The sequence below is a fragment of the Coleofasciculus sp. G2-EDA-02 genome (assembly GCF_040226375.1).
Taxonomy (GTDB): Bacteria; Cyanobacteriota; Cyanobacteriia; order Cyanobacteriales; family Coleofasciculaceae; genus Coleofasciculus.
The window spans coordinates 19,140-39,948 of record NZ_JAVKEW010000136.1 but is presented as its reverse complement, the minus strand read 5'-3'; the positions used below and the strand labels follow the sequence as shown (position 1 = coordinate 39,948).

Annotated in this window: 15 protein-coding genes and 1 tRNA gene; 12 read left to right on the top strand and 4 right to left on the bottom strand. The window is 46.3% G+C overall.

Annotated elements, in window-relative coordinates:
- Window positions 1-456: 456 nt before the first annotated feature.
- The 6 genes from RLO19_RS15525 (at window position 457) to RLO19_RS15500 (ending at window position 5,306) form a co-directional block, all read left to right on the top strand.
- Window positions 457-993 carry a GNAT family N-acetyltransferase gene (locus RLO19_RS15525; RefSeq protein ID WP_446357755.1) on the top strand — a complete coding sequence of 179 codons (537 nt, stop codon included), beginning with the start codon at window positions 457-459 and terminating at the stop codon, window positions 991-993.
- A gap of 59 nt (window positions 994-1,052) precedes the next feature.
- Window positions 1,053-1,126, top strand: a tRNA-Pro gene (locus tag RLO19_RS15520).
- A 578-nt stretch (window positions 1,127-1,704) separates the two neighbouring features.
- Window positions 1,705-2,439 carry a Tic22 family protein gene (locus RLO19_RS15515; protein WP_446357753.1) on the top strand — a complete coding sequence of 245 codons (735 nt, stop codon included), beginning with the start codon at window positions 1,705-1,707 and terminating at the stop codon, window positions 2,437-2,439.
- A gap of 37 nt (window positions 2,440-2,476) precedes the next feature.
- On the top strand, window positions 2,477-3,406 hold the full coding sequence (gene prmC, locus RLO19_RS15510) for a peptide chain release factor N(5)-glutamine methyltransferase (RefSeq protein WP_446357751.1): 930 nt from the start codon (window positions 2,477-2,479) through the stop codon (window positions 3,404-3,406).
- 131 nt (window positions 3,407-3,537) lie between these two features.
- Entirely contained in the window at window positions 3,538-4,155 is a 618-nt protein-coding gene (locus RLO19_RS15505; protein WP_446357749.1) for an L-threonylcarbamoyladenylate synthase, read from the top strand.
- A gap of 146 nt (window positions 4,156-4,301) precedes the next feature.
- A complete protein-coding gene (locus RLO19_RS15500) occupies window positions 4,302-5,306 on the top strand; it encodes a sensor histidine kinase (RefSeq protein ID WP_446357747.1) in 1,005 nt (334 codons plus the stop codon).
- Here RLO19_RS15500 and RLO19_RS15495 read toward each other — a convergent pair.
- A complete protein-coding gene (locus RLO19_RS15495; RefSeq protein ID WP_446357745.1) occupies window positions 5,251-5,721 on the bottom strand; it encodes a GNAT family N-acetyltransferase in 471 nt (156 codons plus the stop codon). The two genes, RLO19_RS15500 and RLO19_RS15495, sit on opposite strands and share 56 nt — an antisense overlap.
- Before the next feature lie 1,320 nt (window positions 5,722-7,041).
- On the opposite strand from RLO19_RS15495, the gene RLO19_RS15490 reads away from it, so the two are divergent.
- Together RLO19_RS15490 and RLO19_RS15485 are read left to right on the top strand one after the other, a co-directional pair.
- Complete coding sequence (locus RLO19_RS15490) at window positions 7,042-8,490, top strand: amino acid permease (RefSeq protein WP_446357743.1); 1,449 nt, start codon at window positions 7,042-7,044, stop codon at window positions 8,488-8,490.
- Between the two features lie 944 nt (window positions 8,491-9,434).
- The gene (locus RLO19_RS15485) at window positions 9,435-13,490 is read left to right on the top strand and encodes an amino acid adenylation domain-containing protein (protein ID WP_446357741.1); all 4,056 of its coding nucleotides are present in this window, start codon (window positions 9,435-9,437) and stop codon (window positions 13,488-13,490) included.
- Window positions 13,491-13,583: 93 nt separating this feature from the next.
- Here RLO19_RS15485 and RLO19_RS15480 read toward each other — a convergent pair whose 3' ends face one another.
- Window positions 13,584-17,411, bottom strand: a complete 3,828-nt coding sequence (locus RLO19_RS15480; protein ID WP_446357739.1) for an N-6 DNA methylase — start codon at window positions 17,409-17,411, stop codon at window positions 13,584-13,586.
- Between the two features lie 332 nt (window positions 17,412-17,743).
- On the opposite strand from RLO19_RS15480, the gene ndhC reads away from it, so the two are divergent.
- The 4 genes from ndhC to RLO19_RS15460 are packed head-to-tail and all read left to right on the top strand — an operon-like array spanning window position 17,744 to window position 19,556.
- The gene (gene ndhC / locus RLO19_RS15475) at window positions 17,744-18,106 is read left to right on the top strand and encodes a photosynthetic/respiratory NAD(P)H-quinone oxidoreductase subunit C (protein WP_446357737.1); all 363 of its coding nucleotides are present in this window, start codon (window positions 17,744-17,746) and stop codon (window positions 18,104-18,106) included.
- Window positions 18,103-18,846: an NADH dehydrogenase subunit K gene (locus tag RLO19_RS15470; RefSeq protein ID WP_446357878.1), complete on the top strand. Its 744-nt coding sequence runs from the start codon at window positions 18,103-18,105 to the stop codon at window positions 18,844-18,846. Before ndhC ends, RLO19_RS15470 begins: the two co-directional genes overlap by 4 nt.
- Window positions 18,839-19,372 carry an NAD(P)H-quinone oxidoreductase subunit J gene (locus RLO19_RS15465; RefSeq protein WP_446357735.1) on the top strand — a complete coding sequence of 178 codons (534 nt, stop codon included), beginning with the start codon at window positions 18,839-18,841 and terminating at the stop codon, window positions 19,370-19,372. The genes RLO19_RS15470 and RLO19_RS15465 overlap by 8 nt, the downstream gene beginning before the upstream one ends.
- 34 nt (window positions 19,373-19,406) lie before the next feature.
- A complete protein-coding gene (locus RLO19_RS15460) occupies window positions 19,407-19,556 on the top strand; it encodes a hypothetical protein (protein WP_446357733.1) in 150 nt (49 codons plus the stop codon).
- Window positions 19,557-19,761: 205 nt separating this feature from the next.
- On the opposite strand, the gene RLO19_RS15455 is transcribed toward RLO19_RS15460, so the two are convergent.
- Together RLO19_RS15455 and RLO19_RS15450 are read right to left on the bottom strand one after the other, a co-directional pair.
- Complete coding sequence (locus RLO19_RS15455) at window positions 19,762-19,947, bottom strand: hypothetical protein (protein ID WP_446357731.1); 186 nt, start codon at window positions 19,945-19,947, stop codon at window positions 19,762-19,764.
- A 141-nt stretch (window positions 19,948-20,088) separates the two neighbouring features.
- Window positions 20,089-20,349 carry a hypothetical protein gene (locus RLO19_RS15450; RefSeq protein ID WP_446335096.1) on the bottom strand — a complete coding sequence of 87 codons (261 nt, stop codon included), beginning with the start codon at window positions 20,347-20,349 and terminating at the stop codon, window positions 20,089-20,091.
- Window positions 20,350-20,809 lie beyond the last annotated feature (460 nt).

The window sequence follows — 20,809 nt, the reverse complement described above, 5'->3', positions numbered from 1 at the left end:
CGCCATCGGTCATAAGGTCATAACGGTGATAGGAGAATCTCAATCCAATTGTGGTACGATAAGCATGTCAGTTGAAAGTTGTCCTACCAAAATTCAGGAAAAACTTATGCATGACAACTAACTTCTCCGACACTTTATGTGATAAAGTTTAACAAGTGGAACGTTTCCACTTGTTGTATGGGGTGGCTATTCCATTGGTCAAAACCTCTACAAGTTGTTGTTACGACTCAACCCATGTAGCTTCTTGTAGATGGAATAGACGAAACGACAAAGCATACTGGTTGAGCAGTTTTTGTCGTGTGGCGGGATTCTATGGTACCCGTAAGTCCTTAAAGTTCAAAACGTCAAACTTTTGAATAACCATAAAGTTACCCAGCTAGATATGTCTAGTTGCAAGTAGCTGAGAATAAGTCTTATGTAACGAATACCAGTATAAAATGCTATAGCCACACCGGCATGGGTTTTTGGAAGAGCTTTTTTGGCAGTGCTGACACTGCTTCTACATCGACAAAATTGGAAGGGGATGCCGTTTCAAATCTAAGCGAGTCTCCAGGCTCTGGCGAGGGCACGGATAATGGGCGTATCCTTTTCAGTACGGAGCGAGAACTGGATCTGTATGAGTTAGAGGAGCTTTGCGACGCCGTGGGTTGGTCACGACGACCCATGCGGAAAGTTCGCAAAGCGATTCAACACAGTTTCCTGGTGGTGTCTATGTGGCAGCAGCGAGGAAACACCAGGCGTCTGATTGGCTTTGCCCGGGCTACGTCCGACCATGCCTTTAATGCCACAATCTGGGATGTGGTGGTTCACCCCGAATTCCAAGGTAAGGGACTGGGTAAGGCGTTAATGAAGTACACCATCAAGAAACTTCGCAGTGAAGATATCAGTAATATCACTCTCTTTGCTGATCCCCAGGTGGTCAATTTTTATCGGCAAATGGGATTTATGGCCGATCCCGAAGGGATCAAAGGGATGTTCTGGTATCCAGACTAATTTTTGTGCGGTGGAGACTAGGCAAATTGGACGCTAGGGTATACTATCAAGATAGGCATCGGGATGTAGCGCAGCTTGGTAGCGCGCCTGCTTTGGGAGCAGGATGTCGCAGGTTCAAATCCTGTCATCCCGATTTTTTAACATCAACAGGGTGGCGTGGAAGTCTATGGACTTCAGTCAGGGTAGAAAGAAACGCCCTCTGTTCACAGATGATGGTTAATGGTTCATGGTGCATAAACCTCTCGCCGTGAACGATTTAGCTGGTTTGGGGTTGAAGAACTGAGTGAAATGCCACGTCTTTTAAGCGTGGGATGAGCTTTTAAAATTTTTTGTTTTACCCATATTGATACTTTTGGGACGATGAGTTCAGACCCGCCCTTTCGGTTGGCTTGACATGATAACATTAACCTAAAACCTGAACAAGTGGAACTCCATGGGATTGAAACCAGTCAGTTTTCTTAACTCAGACAAAACTGGGAAAACCTAGGTTTACCTGACTCAACTCTCGTCACTCATGAAAGCTGGATGTCAATTGTAACTATCGTAACTGTCGATAGTGCCAGGAAAACAGCCTAGATTAGCATGGATAGACTCTACCTTACATTTTTAACAGATTTATTCAACTAACGAGAGAGATGTCATTATCAAGTGAGAGCGGTATCCTAGTTTTGATGAGGTAGCTATACACCGAACTCAAGAGGCAATTGTTTTATGAAATCATTAGTTCGCTGGAGTGCAACATTAGGTTTAGTGGGGACGACCCTCCTAGGCTCCTTGTGGGGTGGAAGTCTGCGGACGCTGGCTTTGACCGAACAGCAGGTGATGGAAAAGTTACAATCTGTCCCTGTCTTTACGGTTACTGATGGAGAAGGTTCACCCTTAGTTGCATCTATTCCGACTCAGAGCAATCAGAATGCGGCGGTTGCAGGCGTCTTTATTAGCCAGAGGGATGCACAAGCCTTTGTCGAACGATTAAAGCGGGAAAAGCCTGAATTGGGAAACCAAGTCCGGGTCGTACCTGTATCGTTAGCAGAAGTCTACCAGCTGGATCAACAGAGTCAAAATCAACCCAATGGTTTAGATTTTGCCTATATCCCAGTGCAGCAGCAAGTACAGTCAGCTCAGCAACTTCTGGGTCAAGGGCAAGAATTTCAGGGTGTCCCCCTGTTTGTGGCAAGAGGGGGTAGTGATAGAGGATATCTAACGATTCAACAAGAGAATCAGCAAGTCATTCCTTTTTTCTTTGACAAAGAGCAGTTGCAGAACTTGGTTAACCGTTTTAAGGAACAACAGCCTAACCTGGCTTCTAGTGTTGAGATTCAGGTTGTACCGCTAGAGGGTATTATTAGTACGTTACAAACTCAGGATAATCCTCAACTTGAGCAAATCCTCCTTATTCCGTCGCAAGAATCTCTACAATTTTTGCGTCAATCTTCTTCTCAATAGCTCTAAACTAGTCTAAAGTGAGCCAGGTCAACTACCCATGGCTACAACGCCAGAGCCATCCTCTAGGACATTTACTGTGGTATCCGGTCAAGATCTCTGGCTGTGGCGACAAGATGCCCAGATCTCTGCTGTAGAGGCGGGTATCCCTGTCGCGGAAGTAGATTGGTTACTTCAAGAGGTAGCAGGACTTGACGCCCTGTCGCTGCGCCTAGAGTCTTTTAAGGCGCGATCGCACATCGAATTACGCTATCCGCTGTCAGTCCTGGCTCAACTCTGGCAGCGGCGTCTTTATGACCGCTTGCCTGTACAGTATTTAGTGGGGTTCACTCCTTGGCGGCGTTTTTCGCTGAATGTGTCCCCTGCTGTTTTAATTCCTCGACCGGAAACGGAATATTTAATCGATTTGGCGGTAAGCGCGACGGGGAAGAGTCCCACACCCCAACTTGACTCGGGACAGTGGGCAGATTTAGGCACAGGCAGCGGCGCGATCGCGTTAGGATTAGCTGAGGCGTTTCGGAGTGCGACGATTCACGCCGTTGATTACAGTACCGATGCCCTCGCTATTGCCCAACTGAATGCTCAACAGTTAGGATTTGAGTCAAGAATTCAATTTTATCAAGGGTCGTGGTTTTCCCCCTTGGCAGCACTCAAAGGTCAATTGAGTGGTATAGTATCCAATCCTCCCTATATTCCCACAGATGAACTACAACAGTTACAGCCAGAAGTACGGGATCACGAACCGTTGGCGGCACTTGACGGGGGAATTGATGGTCTAGACTGCATTCGACACCTGATTAATACTTCTCCCGATTACCTGCGTCCTGGGGGCGTTTGGATGATAGAAATGATGGCAGGACAAAGTAATACGGTTGTCCAGTTATTGCATCAACAGGGCAGTTATGGTCAGATTCAGATAATTCCAGATTTAGCTGGAATTGACCGTTTTGCTTTGGCGTATCGGCAATAATAAGTCATAAGTTATAAGTAAGACGAATGACTTATGACTTATGACTTATGACTTATTTTGACTTTTGCCTTAATTTCTAGCAAAATATTAAATATTTCCCTGAAGCTATCAGAGTATTATCTAACCTCAACATGACTCATGTGTTCATGTCTGCCCTAGTGGCTGGCGCTAATTCTGGTCAGATCGTAAGCTTTCCCACCGACACGATACCCGCTCTGGCTGTACGACCAGATTATGCAGAATTGATATTTACGCTCAAGCAGCGAAGCAATAACAAACCCTTAATTTTAATGGGAGCATTTCCTGCATCACTTTGGTCTTATGTCAAGGGGACAGACGCCGAATTAGAGATTTGGCAGCAAGTGGCGCAGAAATATTGGCCCGGAGCGTTAACATTAGTCCTGCCCGCTTCGGATAAAGTTCCAGGGGCGATGAACCCCACAGATCCGACCACGATTGGCTTACGGGTTCCCAACTCTAGAGTGGCGATCGCGATTTTGTCGCAGACGGCTCCTTTAGCCACGACAAGCGCCAACATTTCCGGGAAACCTCCCTTACCTACAATGTCAGAAATTGAGGCAGAGTTTCCGGAGGTGCTGACCCTTCATCCCACGGAATCCACAGAACTAGAAGAGCCTCACTCCAATACCCAAGGCGTACCTTCCACGGTGGTGAAATGGACAGGAGACAGTTGGCAAATTTTGCGCCAAGGTGCTGTCTCATTCAACTGTTCAGTGTCTAAGAGATGATGACGATGAGGAAAACGGGCTATGCTTGAGCTGTAGGCGGGTATGGCAAGAATCAAAAATAAAATTCGTTAGTCCACTACCCCACCCAAATTACAGATTGTGGATGGGGACTCCTGCCAAGATTACGTTGAAGAGTTGGAAAAAATATGGGCAACATGGAGCTGATCTATCTGGTAGTGGGTATTGTCATGGGACTCGTTGTCAGCCGCGCTACTCGTTCCAGCAAACAGCCAGACGGTTCAACGGTATCAGAATCGCCAATGTCAAAACCGGAGGAATCCCAGCCAACCAAGGCGGAACCCGTGAAGGAGGATGAACTTAAACCCCTGAAGCAGGAACTCCAGCAAACCCAATTGGCTTACCAAATGGCGCATGAAATAAGCCAGTATAAAGCTGGGTTCTTAGCGCGGACATCCCACGAACTGCGATCTCCCCTGAGTAGTTTAATGGGGATGCATCAGCTCATTTTGTCCGATTTATGTGACTCACCGGAAGAAGTTAAGGAATTCGTGGCTCAAGCCCATATCTCGGCACAGAAGATGGTAAAACTTTTAGATGAGGTGATTGCCGTGGCAAAAACGGAACACGGTACTAATCGTCTAGAGACTCGCCCCCTGCAATTGAGCCAATGCTTTGAAGAACTCGAAGTCCTCACCCACATGCAAGCTGGGAATCGGAATCTGCGGTTGAAAGTGATTTCCCCTGACCCAGAGATAGAAATATTAGCTGATCCCCGGAGTTTTCGTCAGGTATTAATGGGAATGGTGGACAGCATCATTGCCCAAATGGAAGAAGGGAGTATTCAGGTTTGTGTGGCAAATTCTGACCACTCCCAGATGGTTAATATCTGTGTTGATGTGGACTGTCCCCACGCGATTTTGAGTGAAGCCATTGATTTACTCTCTTGTGAATCTGAATCGGAGACTCAAACAAGTGAGAGTGACACAACCTCATCAACAACGTCACCTGGAATGACTTGGTTGATGGTGCAAACCTTGGTGAACGTGATGCAGGGACGCTTGGAACTGCTACCCATTCCTGGTAAAGAACCAACCGACGATTCAGCCACAGACACTTGTATCCGGTTACAATGTTCTATGCCTCTAGCAACTCCGGAGATGATCGAACGGGTGTTGGCAGAGCAGTCATGAGCGGTTGATTGTGTAGCACCATTGTGGTTGTCGAGTTACATTCAAAACCAATGCGTTCGTAGAAGCGTTGTTGATGAGTGGTCATTAAATAAACTCGCTCAACCCGACACATTTTAGGGTGAGTGAGAACAGTTTCGACGAGCTTGCGTCCCAAACCAACGCCGCGATAGTCGGGGTGAATGACGACATCCCAAATCGTGGCGCGGTAAATCCCATCGGAGGTGGCGCGAGCAAATCCAATCAGGCGCATGTCATCCCATAAGGTAATTACAGGTTCACTATTGGCGAGCGCGATTTTCCAGTCCTCAATGCTGCGATCCTTGGCCCAGAAAGCACTGAGGCGAAACAGAGCCTGGAGTTGGACATAATCGATTTGAGCGGCGCGATCGCAAAATTGAATAGTACGGCAATCCATTTTTCCCTAAACTCCTTGGTTTGGTTAAGGTTGTTAAAGGTTATCTCACGCTTGTTGCAAATGTCTCAATGTTTTCAGTTAAAGATTTACCCCATCTAGCTTTGGTTAACTTGGGGGAAAATCTTCAGATTTTAGTTGGTTTGTAGACTACTCACCTGAATATTAATCGGTTTCAGGATTAGGGTTAATTGCCTCTAAACTCAGGTGGGGTAATTGATTTTCTGTCGTATTGTGAGTTGACGACTTTCTTTCTGTCACCAAAAATTGTAGCGTTTCTAACAATAAATGCAAGAGAGGAAATAGTTTTTTTGTTAGGAAATTATAACATTTGGAGTAACACACCATAGTTGTTATCGACTGTCAAATTGTTGTCAATTTGTAGGGTGCGTTAGCGAAGAACCATAGCGATTAAAATCGCTGCTACACAAACAAACAAAGTCCGCCTGGGCGGACTGGACTATAGAGCTGACTTTTCACGCCATCTAGAAAAATCGATATCAAACCTAACCCCCCAGCCCCCTTCCCACCCCCCTTCCGTCCCCCTTTAGATCCCCCTCCCGTCCCCCTTTTTAGATCCCCCTCCCGTCCCCCTTTTTAGATCCCCCTTCCGTCCCCCTTTAGATCCCCCTCCCGTTCCCCTTTAGATCCCCCTCCCGTCCCCCTTAAAAAGGGGGAAGCCAGAGGATGCTGCGCGTTTTTTGCACGGGGGAGACCCAAGGATGCTTCGCTTTTATTGCACGGAAGGGGGAGAATTCAAAGCCTTCTCTCTCTAACCCCCCTTATACCCCCCTTTCAAAGGGGGGCAAGGGGGGATGGGGGCTAGGGGGGATGGAGAGAGGTTTGGAGAGAGGTTTTCCAGATCCCGACCAAAAGTAAGGATTATAGAGGGGGTGGTCAACCCGGATTTGGTAGGAAACAGCTAGCCCTAATAATTAGGATAACCGAGAATCTTTTTGTCATACAAATGACGAGCCAAGTGCGGGATTAGTGTAATACAGGTTGAGCTGTTTGGCGAGTGGAATAGCGCTATATCAGCAATTAAACTAACTCGGCGGTCAATCCGGATCTGTATTACGATCTACTGAATGATGGAATGATGCTGTCAAAGAACTAGATGCTACTCACTTCTCTCCCAGCAAGCTACATGGTTCTTAGCAATCAACAATTAACCAGGAATGGGCGGCGTTCGTTTTTCCTCTCATTCTGGGAAAAAGATAGCAGGGAACGCCGTCCAATCTTGTGAACTTAAACAGCCCAAGGTTTGAGCTGAATGAAGGATTATTGGGGTGCAAGGTAAACAGTTGAATATAAGGTTTATCTATGCAACACTCTCAAGGTATTGCTGTTTACGAAACAGTAAATAATGGCTATCTCAGACGCCGACAATTGAAAGGAAATGCCGGGGGTTTACTCTTATGGGGTTTAGGAGTTGGCGCTGTTATCTCAGGTGATTTCTATGGTTGGAACTATGGTTTAGCCTCCGGAGGATTCTGGGGGTTTAGTATTGCCGCTTTCTTAATGGCAATCATGTATCTATGTTTAGTCTATAGCAGCGCCGAACTCTCAGCCGCCCTCCCCTATGCTGGCGGATTCTACTCGTTCACACGCTATGCCCTCGGTCCTTTTTGGGGCTTTATTTGTGGGATTACAGTCACTATTGAATATGTCCTCGCCAATGCGGCGCTGGTTTTCAGTTTAAGCAACTACCTCAAGCCCTTATTACCCAATCTGCCCAGCTTTTTTATCTGGGTGTTTGCCTACGCTATTTTCTTGGCGATTAACATCCGAGGTTTGGAACTGAGTGTGACAGTCTGTCTTTGGCTAACCATCATCGCGATGACAGTATTAGCCATCTTCTATGTAAGTATGCTGGTATCGGGTGAATTTAATTTTAACCTGCTGTTTAATATTCCGGCTGAACCGGAACAGTCACAAACCTGGTTACCGAAAGGCTGGTTTGGGGTGTTTGGCGCGATTCCCTTTGCGATATGGTTATATCTGGCGATTGAACAACTACCCATGACGGCTGAGGAAACTGATGATGTGCCTCGGGATATGCCAACGGGAATGATTTTTGGCGTGTTTACTCTGATTATTCTGTCAATTTTCACCGTGGTGATTAACTCCGGTGTTGGCGGGGGCGCGGCGGCGATTGCTCAATCCGATGCTCCCCTACGAGATGGGTTAGAGGCTTACTTTGGCGTCGGCGCAACCAGTACCATTGTCACAGCATTGGCGCTGATTTGTGGTTTAATTGCCAGTCTCCACGGTAATATGTTTGCCTACGGACGGATTATTTTCTCCCTATCCCGTGCTGGTTACTTACCCCGTTGGCTATCGGTTACGAGTAAAACAAATACCCCCCATCGGGCATTAATTGCGGGGGCGGCGATTGGATTTCTCTGTGTGCTACTGGTGAGTATCGGTATTGAAGCCGTAGATGCCGTGATTTTGAATATGGCTGTGTTTGGGGCATTAATTTCCTATATTTTGGTCATGGTTAGTTACATGAAGCTCAAAGGGAATCCTAATTTACCCAAACCTTACGAAAGTCCATTGGGAACAGCGGGAGCATTTGTGGGTTTGGCTTTAGCCACATTTGCCCTAGTTGCTTGTGTTTCCATACCTGATTACCGAGGCGGTGTTTGGGGGATTGGCGTAGTGCTGATTGTAGCAAGTGTCTATTTTTTAGTGTTCCGGAGTAATCGACTGGTGGCTCAAGCGCCAGAAGAAACGGCGGCGCTAGGGTTAACTTGGTATCAGGAGTAGGGGAGATAGGGGAGTCTGGGCGGGTTTAGTCGAATCTGGGTGAAGTCAGAAAGGATGGTAGTGAAACCCGCCCCTACACAAAACTCAAAATTCCCTGTATCTCTTTGTGATGTAAAGACGCCAAGCTCAGGCGTCTCAATTCGTTTGAGAAATATTATCGTTTATTTCATTACTTCTATTTTTATTAAGTTAAAATACATTTTTGACCCAAACGGCTCATTATACCCCAAAAGTTAAAGATTTTATCAAGAGTTTTTGTGCATTTTTAAAGACTCCGTAAAGTTCCCATCATCTTGTTGCTCAGATCGGGGAATTGGAATACTATACGAAAAGAGAAAATACAAGTCATACGCTTGTATTACAGGCGACAAAAGCCGACAAACTCAATCGTGACAGATACTCTATCCCTCTTGTATCGCTATGGCAGAATAAATTGATGATTTTCTGAAACTGTAATCGAGGAACATTAAATCGTTTATTTCATGCCCTAGTGATGGATGAGTGTTATGGGGGGTGCATCTAAAATTGTCAAAAACACATCCTTCCCGTTGTATTCCTTGAGCCAGAAATGATTGGTCAAGTTAAGTTTTTGAATAGTTTTCTAATTCTATTGAAGTTCTATTGAATTTTAGAGTTGCGGACAAAAACCAGCTAACATCATGCATTACGGCTACAAACTTGTTGGGTTTCTGACTAGAGTTTTATCCACCCCCTTGAGAAGCAAAGACCAGAAATTAAAATTCAGTATTTGGCTTGAGCAATAATTTTAAAAACTATTGCTCAAGCCAAATACTGAATTGAATTGAGACAATTGTAGAAAGTAGGTGACAGAAAAAAATGCTCTCTGTATCAGAGAAGAATAGCGAATTGCTAGCTTGTGAATTGGACATCACCGCATTCAACCAAAAACAACGACCACGGTAAACCTGTTCCAAGGGGAAATCATGATGAATCGTTTCTATCAATCATCATTAGAAATTGATCAACTTGACGGTATTCCGGATACAAACAGAAAACGTGAATTAAAGCAGCGACTTGAACAGTTAAATCAAACCCAAACCCAATATCCCGCCGCTCAATGTATTCATCAGCTCATTGAAAAAGGAGAGCGTCGCACGCCTGACAAAATCGCGATTCGGTTTGAGGGTCAAACCCTAACCTACCGGGAACTGAACCACCGAGCTAATCAGGTTGCTCACTACTTACAAACGCTACAGGTGAAACCAGAGGTACTGGTAGGGATATGTATGGAGCGATCGCTGGATATGGTGATTGGTCTATTGGGGATTCTCAAAGCTGGGGGCGCTTATGTCCCCCTTGATCCCGCCTATCCCCAAGAACGCTTAGCGTTGATGATTGAAGATTCCCAAGTCACCGTTCTCGTCACCGAACAAGAACAACTGACCCGGTTACCTGACACCCAAGCAAGAGTAGTGTGCCTGGATAGAGATCAACAGGCAATTACTAAACATAGTCAGGAGAATTTAGACAGTGGCGTCACACCTGACAATCTAGCCTACACAATCTACACCTCCGGCTCAACCGGTAAACCCAAAGGCGTACAAGTCCTGCATCGTGGGGTGGTAAATTTCCTCACCTCAATGAGTATCGCACCCGGACTCACCCCAGATGACACCCTGCTGGCTGTAACCACCATCTGCTTCGATATTGCTGCATTGGAACTGTATTTACCCTTAATCGTTGGCGCTGATATTGTGTTAGTGACACGAGATGTAGCCGCAGATGCTGCTCAGTTAATCCCAGTTTTGCGAGAATCCGGTGCTACCGTCATGCAAGCCACCCCTGCCACTTGGCGGATGTTGTTAGCCGCAGGTTGGCAGGGAAATCCCCAGCTTAAAGTTCTCTGTGGTGGAGAACCCATGTCCCGCGAGTTGGCGCGTCAACTCCTAGAACGGAGTGGTTCCCTGTGGAATATGTACGGACCGACGGAAACCACAATCTGGTCAGCCGTGCATAAGGTGGAATCGGCGGAAAAATCAATACCCATTGGTCGCCCCATTGCCAATACCCAAATTTATCTGGCTCATCCTGAGCAAAACTCATCTGACCCGATTAAATTTGTACCTCTGGAAGAACCAGGAGAATTACTGATTGGTGGGGTGGGTTTAGCACGAGGGTATCTCAACCGACCTGATCTAACCGATGAACGATTTATTCCCGATCCCTTTAGTTTAGAACCGGATGCCCGTCTCTATCGCACGGGAGACCTAGCCCGGTACTTACCCGATGGGAGTCTCGAATGTTTAGGTCGCCTGGATCATCAGGTAAAAATTCGCGGCTTCCGGATTGAACTCGGCGATATTGAATCTGCCCTCTATCAACATGGGGGTATCCGAGACGCGGTGGTTGTCGCCCGTGATGACAGTTCTGGCGAAAAACGGTTGGTTGCCTATCTCGTCAGTGACTTGAATGTCGAAAATATCCCCCTGCAAACGACGTGCTGGGTAGCGTACCAAGGGAATCCAGAAATTGAATTAACCACCAGCGATTTCTCTTGCGATCGCATCACCTTAATCAATGGAACCGCCCCTTGGCAAAACGGTCAATCCTTGACGCTGCGTTGTCAATTTCCCGGCGTCCCCGATGAACTTAAACTAACCGGAACCATCGTCACAAAATCCCAGGAACGGATAGAAGTAAGACTCAACACCACACCGACTCAACAGGCACTTTTACGTCAGAGTATCAAACACATTGCCCAAACCCAGGGATTGGTGGTTCATGACTTACGCCGCAAAGAACCTCGAATTCCCCTAAATATTAATTGTCTGGCGGAATTGGAGTCCGGGGAAAAAGTCCGGGTGATGACGCAAAATATTAGCCAAGAGGGGATTTGCTTAAAGGTATCAACTTCTGAACTCTGGCAAACGGATCAACGCCTATTGCTACGATTACAATTGCCCGGAGTCGAAACCCCGCTATGGCTACAAGGAATCATTGTTTGGCATTTTGAAGACTATGTTGGCGTTAAGTTTGACACCACGACTAGCCAGAAGGCGAAACTCCATCGCAGTCTGGGAAATCTGCGGACAGAACCGCGCATTCCACTCCAGATTAATTGCCTTGCTGAATTTGAGTCCGGTCAACAAGTGGGAGTGACGACGCAAAACTTCAGCCGGAACGGGATTAGCTTAAAGGCACTGACCCCAACGTTTTGGCAAAACAACCAACCCATACTATTACGGGTGCAACTGCCAGGGGTGCAAAATCCCTTGTGGCTGCATGGCACTGTCGCTTGGCATGTTGAGGAAAACGCCGGGGTGATTTTTGAAACTACGCCCACCCAGCAGGAGCAAATCCATCAGAGCATTGAGCATATTATTAAAACTCAAGGATTATCTCTGGCGCAGTTGCGATCATTCTTGAGTGATAAGCTACCGGCTTATATGGTTCCCTCTACCTTTGTGCTACTGGATAGTCTGCCCCTAACACCCAACCGAAAAGTTGATCGCAAGGCGTTACCTGACCCTAACCAGGCGCAACAGGTTTCCCAGGATACCTTCGTCGCACCGCGCACACCCGTTGAACAGGAGTTAGCACAAATCTGGGCAAAAGTATTGGATGTTGAGCGCGTGGGTGTTTATGACAACTTCTTTGAACTGGGGGGACATTCGCTGCTGACGGCGCAACTGTTGTCTCAGGTGCGAGAACTGTTTCAGGTGGAGTTACCGTTGTTTGCTCTATTTGAAGCGCCTACAGTGGCGGAACTGGCTCAAACCATTACCGCAAAGACTCACGATGATCCGTCTCAACCTGAGCAAGGGGATGGGACGACAGTTACAGGTAAAATTGCGGTCACGGATTTAGCCAACGACGCAGTTTTGGATGGGACAATTTATCCAGAAAAGCCTTATCGTCAGCCGTACACTGCACCGGAAAAGATTTTGATTACAGGTGCGTCAGGTTTTCTGGGCGCATTTTTATTGCAGGAATTACTCCAGCACACGAAGGCTACAGTCTATTGCTTAGTGCGTGCCAAAACCTTAGAGGCTGCTCAGCAAAAGATTGCGGCGAACTTCAACCGCTATTTACTCTCATCCGATAAGCTGGAGTCGCGGGTTGTCCCTGTGTTGGGTGATTTAGCTCAACCTCGGTTGGGACTGTCGGAGTCGCAGTACGAAGCGTTAACCAGCGAGATTGACACCATCTATCACAATGGGGCGTTTGTCAATTTAATTTATCCCTACAGCGCTTTGCGAGCCGCCAATGTTCTGGGAACCCAAGAGATTCTCAAATTAGCCAGCAAAACCAAGGTTAAACCCGTTCACTTCGTCTCGACGCTGGATGTGTTTCAATCTCCGCGCTATGCTCAAATGTCGGTAATTTTAGAACAGGATAGCTTGGAGTCAGGGGAGGAATTATCTGACGGTTATGCCCAGAGTAAATGGGTGGGTGAGAAGTTGGTCAAACAAGCCCACGCACGGGGAATTCCAGCTTCGATTTACCGACCGGGTATGATTACGGGACATAGCCAAACTGGGGCGTCTCAACCGGGGGACTTGATTGACCGATTAATTAAAGGGTTGATTCAATTGGGGAGTGCGCCGGAGTTAGAGTTAAATCTCAGCTTGACTCCTGTAGACTATGTGTCCCAATCCATCGTCCATCTGTCCCAGCAGCCAGATTTATGGGGTCAAGCGTTTCACTTGGTCAGTCCGGAGATGGTGTCCTTAGAGCAACTGGTGGACGAAATCCGCGCGATCGGTCATCCTCTAAAGTGGATGGACTATTCCACCTGGCAAGACAAGCTGATTCAGGTTGCCAGTGAAGAGCCAGACAATGCTTTGAGTCCGTTGGTGTTCCTGTTTACCCAATGGGTGGGTGAAAACCAACGCCCCTATCTGGAAACAGCGGCTTTAGTATCTCAGGCGTTTGACTCCCAGAATACGTTAGCGGGTTTAGCTGGAACGAATATTGTCTGCCCGCCCGTCAATAGCCAGGTAATTCGGGCTTATCTTGCTTATAACCAGTTGGTGTGAACCATTGTTGGGTGATAACCAGATACCCAACTTCCTTTTCAATGGGTGCAGTCGTTGATGGAATCGTAGGAGGGAGATCGCCCTCCTACTTTGTTATTCTTCCTCTGGTTCAGACTCCTTTTCAGTTGTATCCGTTGCCTCAGCTTCCTCATCAGTTTTTGCTCCACTCTCCAAGATGCGCTGTCGGTCTGCTGGATCGGTGATGCCGTAGAGATTCAGAACTTTTTCGTCAATTTCTGCGTCAATTTGGTCAACTTCATCCAGTAGGGTTTGAATGGTTTGCCGTTTTTGGTCTTCCAAAGCAAAGAAAGCGTTGAGGTCACTTTCTTCTTCTGGAATCTGTGCTTGGTTTTTGATCTCATCCCAGGTTTTCCCCTGCCATTGAGGAGCTTTAAGGTAGACCAACAGATAGCGCCGGATGTTGTCATCTGGGACTTCAAACCAAAGTTTATTGTTACGCAATACTAGACTGGTTGGATATTGGGGTGGAATAAAAACATTACTGCTGATGGTTTCTTGCCGGTTGCACTTTTCGGGAATGCTAAACAACTGTGCGGCTCTGGCATCAAAGAAATTCAGCGTTGAAAAGTTGGGGTTTTGCTGTTGAATTTCGCTCAAGAGGCGATCATAGGGAATTTCGATCAGGGTGTTACCGTCCCGTTGGCGCTTAATGACATAACCCTGTTCTCGCAGTTGGTTTAGTTGGGCGTTTTTGACGAGGATGAGATCGACCAGTTCAATAAATTCTGCTTGTGTGTCAGTATCTGCCGGATAGATGGGTAGCTGGCGAATAGTATCAGGGTTGATATTAACATTAAAGTATGTTCTGGAATACCAATAATTCAATAATGAAGAGTTGAAAAGCGCCAAGATAAACTTCAGATCGTAGCGTGAATCTTCAGCGTCAATAACGTTATTATAGTTATCTCGATTGTAAAAACCTGTATCATCAAATGTTGCTACTAGCCTCCTTCTTAGTGATTTATTCCTTAAACGCACAAGGATAATTTTAGGAGAATCAAAATATTTTTCCTCCCGCGCACGCCAAAGCCACTCACCATATTTTAAGTAAGGCTGTGTTTTTCCCCAGCGTAATCCATAGCGTCCAACACATCCGCTGCCGTCAAGCAGGGGCTTCCAATCAGGTTCATTTTGTGGTAAATCTCTCCGAGGTTTTACATACAAGTTAGCCTGACTATTGGCTTTCGTTTTATATACGATAATTCCTTGATTACTCTCCGTGATATCTTCGAGCCGTAAGATTTTCGTTAAAGTCGTATTTCCATTTATGGGAATTCGGCAAGCTTCTTCAACTTGCTGCATAAGAGCGTTATAACGGATTTTTATCTCAAATCTAGAATCATCTAACCAGCTTTCTTGTAGATGTGTAAGCGTTTCATTCCACCTTCTTTCTGTAAGTTTATCTAGAGTATCTTTAAAATCTAATAAATTAACTTGTACTTTTTGAGCTTTTCGATGTGCTTCGTTATCTTCTTGGCTCAAAAATAGAAGCAAACAATCTACAGTAGCATCAGACCAAATTCCTTGAGGTAAATCTACTATTTGCTCAATTCGTCCCCCCTGGAGTAGCTCCCTACGTAAAGCTGTAGTATTTTTACCTGTCAAATAAGTATTTGGAGTGATGAAACCAAGCCTACCATTTTTTGCCAGTAGTTCAATTCCAAGCTTTAGGAAAAAGGTGTAAGAATCAGGTTTGCCAAAGAAAATATCAGCATAATCAGCCCGAAGAATATCTTTGTAGGCATCACCCAGCTTTGCCCCATAGGGTGGATTGGCAACTACAAACGCAAATCCATTGGCATAAGGTGTATTAGGAGAACGGCTTTTAATCTGGTCTACTTGGTCGCTTTCCTCTGCAATCAGCGTATTAAACAACGCAAAGCGATAAGTTCCAGCAGGACGAGCCAAGGCATCTACATTGTAAATATGAAAACGTTTGATTGGTTGATGCTGCTGCTTTTCATGTGCCAGTTTTACCAGATCCAACACTTGAATCAACAAGTTGACCTCTGCTAGATAACAAGCAAAAGGATTCAGATCAAAACCAAACAAATTGGCTTGTACCCGTTCCAAAACAGTAACTGGATCATCAATCTGATCCGCATTATTCTTGTAAGCCGATACTAACCGTTTGGCTGCCGCCACCAAAAACGAACCACTCCCACACGCCGGATCTATCAAGCGTTTGTTCTTGCCAATAATTCCCGCACCCGATATATATCCCACTTCATCCAAAATGTAATTCACAATTTCGGGAGGTGTGTAATACTGCCCTTTTTCCTTCTTCTCTTTGCGGCTGACATAGGTGTTATATACCGTCCCGACAATGTCAGAATCTACCCCAGCAAAGTTAAAGCGGCTGAGTTGGTGCAGCGTCATGATCAACTGCGGCTCATTCAGTTGATACCAGTTAAACAGTTCCCGTCCAGTAAAAAAGTGAGCATAAATATTTTGGGCGTTGTTATACGCCATATCCAGCAACGGACTGTAAGGATTGCCCGTCGCAAAGATCCAATAGCGTTTAATCGTTTCCTGCCATTGCTTCATCCCCCCATCTGACACAAACCGATGGGCAACCCGATCCTCGCCCTGAAAAATCTCCTTGTCCTCGCAAACTCGAATTAACAGCAGCCTGATAAACACCACATACGCCGCCTGCAATGCAAACTCATCTCGTCGTTGGTCTTCACTCAATCCACCAAGCATGGTTTCTTGCACCAAAGCCGTCCAAACCGTGTAATCATCAAATACACGAATATTTGCTTGATAGGTTTGGCGCAGGGTTGCCTGTCGCTGATGCCAACCAAAGACCATATTGGCATAGGAAACTAGCACATCATGGAGTGGTGTATAATCCTTTTCTAAAGAAGATGGAGTTTTTGGCGGTTTGGCTTTATCCGCGTGTTTACGCTTAAATGCCTGATTTAGCACCCCAAGCACCTGATTGAACAACTCCTTGGGGCTAATAAATGCCCTGGCATCCTGTTCGAGCCGAATCAGCATTTCTTGAATGGTTGCCTGTTCCTCTGTACTCAAACCTACCAAGCTTTGAATACTCGTTAGACCAGATAACACCCGTTCCCGCAACTGTTGAATCTGTTGTGTCGCTGATTCAATAGCATCATCCGTCAGTCGATTGGCTTTATTCAGGTATTCATCATGTAAGGTTAGGTGATGATTCAGCGATCGCCGCGCATCCCCCTTAAGCTCCTCCACCAACGACTGCAACGACTCCACCAAAATCGGCTCATTTCCACCACCATTGCCAAGCGGTAACGCCCGTTGCTGCCATTCCTCCAGATCGATAGCCAGTTCATCCTTTAACCGCTTCAGACTGGTAAATGCTGCCTTACGGAACAAATCAAATACATCCCGTAATGCTCTTGTCGTATTATCAGAAAGGTTTGCGACTCCTCCCTGGCTCCATTCCTGAATTGCAGTGGGAAGATCCAAATCAACAATGCATCTAGGCTGATTTGGATTGGAAAATTCCCAAACCATAAACTGTCTAGCATTTGTCAGCAATCCGAACCGCAACCCACGTATATAACCCCGTAACTGCGATAGATTACTGTTCGGATCATTCAGATCCAGGGTCAGCGTCAGCGATGTATTTTTGTCCTCCACAATAAAACAAGTGCCGTACACCGGATCGCTTGGAGCAAAATCAGGACGACTACTTTGTTTCTGCTGGTTATAAGCTTGCTCCCCTGGTGCAAAACCCAGTAACTCAAGCAAAGGACTGATAATAGCGTTGTCAACAATAGAGGCTTCATCTCCTCGGCGTTGAGCATCTGGGCGATTTATGTAGCTCAAGAAATCAGCTTCTCTTTTGAAGCTCTTTTGGAATATCCCAAAAAAGGCGTGTAGGAACTCGTCAAACATCGGTAGATCAGTCATAGCTTGTCAATTATAACCAGGTAAGCTTACACTGTCGAAGTGCTTGCCGAAGTGCCAACCAAACAGGCGATCACGCTGTAATCCTTTGGTTCTCAAGATCGGGTACAGTCTCCCAATTGTCGAACTTGCCCACATACAGCCCCTGAGTAACCCTCTTTTTTCCTAAGTGACACAAGAGGGTTAATCTATACATACCATAAACGCGATCGCGGAAATCTCATCGTCTCGGAAAAACTTGACCCACTTCAATTTGCAGAAAACCAACGACCCTTATAATGGATAAGAGAATGTAAAGAAGTAATAACGACAAGATTTAGGGACACTTACCCATTGTGTTTGTTCTTAGCGGCTACGAATATTTCTTAGGGTTCTTACTGGCAAGCAGTTTAGTCCCCTTCCTAGCGCTGGCAGCCTCTAAGCTGCTGCGACCCAACATCCGTGACCCCGAACGCCGGACGACCTACGAGTCTGGCATGGAACCGATTGGGGGTGCTTGGATTCAGTTCAATATCCGGTACTACATGTTTGCCTTGGTCTTCGTGATTTTCGATGTGGAGACAGTATTTCTCTATCCCTGGGCAGTCGCCTTCAATCAGCTAGGACTACTGGCGTTTATCGAAGCACTCATCTTTATTGCAATTCTTGTCGTTGCTCTCGTTTACGCTTGGCGCAAAGGAGCTTTAGAATGGTCATGAATACAGATACAACAAACGCTGCTTCCCAACAGCAGCAACAAAAAGAGAAAATCCTCAATCCCATCAGTCGTCCTCAGGTCACGCAAGACCTCTCAGAAAACGTCATTTTGACGACAGTAGACGACCTGTACAACTGGGCTAGGCTTTCCAGCCTGTGGCCCATGATGTATGGCACAGCCTGCTGTTTCATTGAATTTGCCGCGATGATTGGCTCTCGGTTTGACTTTGACCGATTTGGATTAGTGCCCCGTTCTAGTCCCCGACAATCGGATTTGATTATTACCGCTGGCACAATCACGATGAAAATGGCACCAGCGATGGTGCGTCTGTATGAGCAAATGCCAGAACCTAAATATGTGATTGCGATGGGGGCTTGTACGATTACCGGGGGGATGTTCAGCGTCGATTCGCCAACAACTGTGCGTGGTGTCGATAAGTTGATTCCCGTGGATGTTTATATTCCCGGCTGTCCACCCCGTCCAGAAGCAATCATGGATGCGATTATTAAACTTCGCAAGAAGGTGGCGAATGAGTCCATGCAGGAACGGGCAAGCCTGAGTCAAACTCACCGTTATTACAGCACCACTCATAGCATGAAAGTTGTACCCGAAGTGCTTACGGGTAAGTATTTGCTGTCTGAAACTCGTCAAACTCCGCCCCGGGAGTTAACCGAAGCGATGGGAATGCCTGTGCCACCCGCTCTGAAGTCTGCTCAACAGCAGGAGGTGAATCGTGGCTGAAGAATCAAAAGAACAGACACAAGAGAATACTGAAGAATCCCCACTGGTAGAGACGGGAAAAGTCCACGGCTGGCTCCAGGAAAACGGTTTTGAAACCGAGTTAATGGAACCGGATCACCTGGGAATTGAGGTGATTAAGGTACATCGGTCGGTATTGATTCCCGTTGCCACGGCTTTGTATGCTTATGGGTTTAACTACCTGCAATGTCAAGGTGGCTATGATGTCGGTCCTGGGGAAGAGTTGGTCAGTTTCTACCATTTGACTAAGGTTAGCGATGATGCTGAGCAACCTGAAGAAGTCAGGGTGAAGGTATTTTTACCGCGAGAAAATCCCACGGTGTCATCAGTCTATTGGATTTGGAAGAGTGCTGACTGGCAAGAGCGGGAAACCTACGATATGTTTGGCATTGTCTATGAAGGACACCCCAACCTGAAGCGGATTTTGATGCCGGAAGATTGGGTGGGTTGGCCCCTGCGGAAGGATTATATCTCGCCCGACTTCTATGAATTGCAGGATGCTTATTAATTTAGGTAAACTCTAGGGTGCCCATCAAGAAAGTGTGGCTCTTGCGTTCGCCTCACTAGAAAACGCGAATCCCGTTCTGGGAGGAGAAGCCCGCGCCGTACAGCCTAAGCAGTCGGCGTCGGGAGTACGTCACTCAACTGCCCACATTAACTCTACGGGTATAGTGTGGGCTTGGGGGATGTAAACCCTGTTGACCGGAATTAGTGGGATTAGGCTCCCCGTTCTTCTAGGGCGGAGAGTGTCACCCACTTATTTCATTCATTTGGGCAAAAGAAAGTAGTGCGAGCATCTTGCTCGCGTTTTTCGACTGGGACAAAAACCTTACCCTTTTACCCTTCTATCCCTTCCCCACTATACACAACCGATGCTACCGAACTTGATAGTATTGGTTAAGGATTACCGATAGATTCAGGAAATGTTCGCTTAAATTCATCAATCAGTTCGTCAAGTTCTTCTAGGGCTTGATTTACATCGATTCTGAGAATTCCTAAATTAGGTTCCTCCAAAAGTTGGACGAGAAACTGTCGCTTACTCTCAATTACGGTTATGCGTTCTCGCATAGCTTGTGAATCCATAATTAGTATCCTTTGTTTCCTTTGATGTCTACCTGAATGATATCGTAACAGACATTTTCTCGCTGTTCACTTGCTTTTTCCTCTTCGCTTCGCTAAAGGGCAAGCTTTTTACTTCCAAGGTAGCGGTACTAGACTGGTGTGCTAGCTGAGGAAAGGGGGGCGTTTGGATTTAGGCGGTTTATTTTTTATCACTTCGGCAATAAATCGCTTTAATGCCTTTTCGCGATTTTTCATAAACGCTGACCAAAAGCCGGGATAAAATTCATCCATGGTTTTTGCTAACGCCCAAACATCAACAGCTAGAATGTTATTAAGGGTTTCATCCTCGCGCTTTAACGAATCAAGCTGATCGAGAAAACGGTGTTTTTTTGAGGATGCTTGTTGCTTTTTTTCTTGAATCATTTTAAAAAAAGATAACAACCGATTCAATCAAACTGGTCGTATAAAAACTGTTTACCTACTATGCTACATAGAATACTAGACTTCTGCCGACACAGCGAGAAATCGCGCTACAAGATCGCGAATTCAATACCGCTCAGTTAATATCTTCAAGAGCGGACTCTCCCCCCAAACCCCTTGCAATAAAAGCGCATCCTTGGGTCTCCCCCATGGAATAAAAGCGAAGCATCCTCTGGCTTCCCCCGTGCAAAAAAAGCGAAGCCTCCTTGGGTCTCCCCCGTGCAACAAAGGCGAAGCATCCCCTGGCTTCCCCCGTGCAAAAAACGCGCAGCATCCCCTGGTCTCCCCCGTGCAAAAAAAGCGAAGCATCCTATGGCTTCCCCCTTAAAAAGGGGGACGGGAGGGGGATCTAAAAGGGGGACGGAAGGGGGATCTAAAAGGGGGACGGGAGGGGGATCTAAAA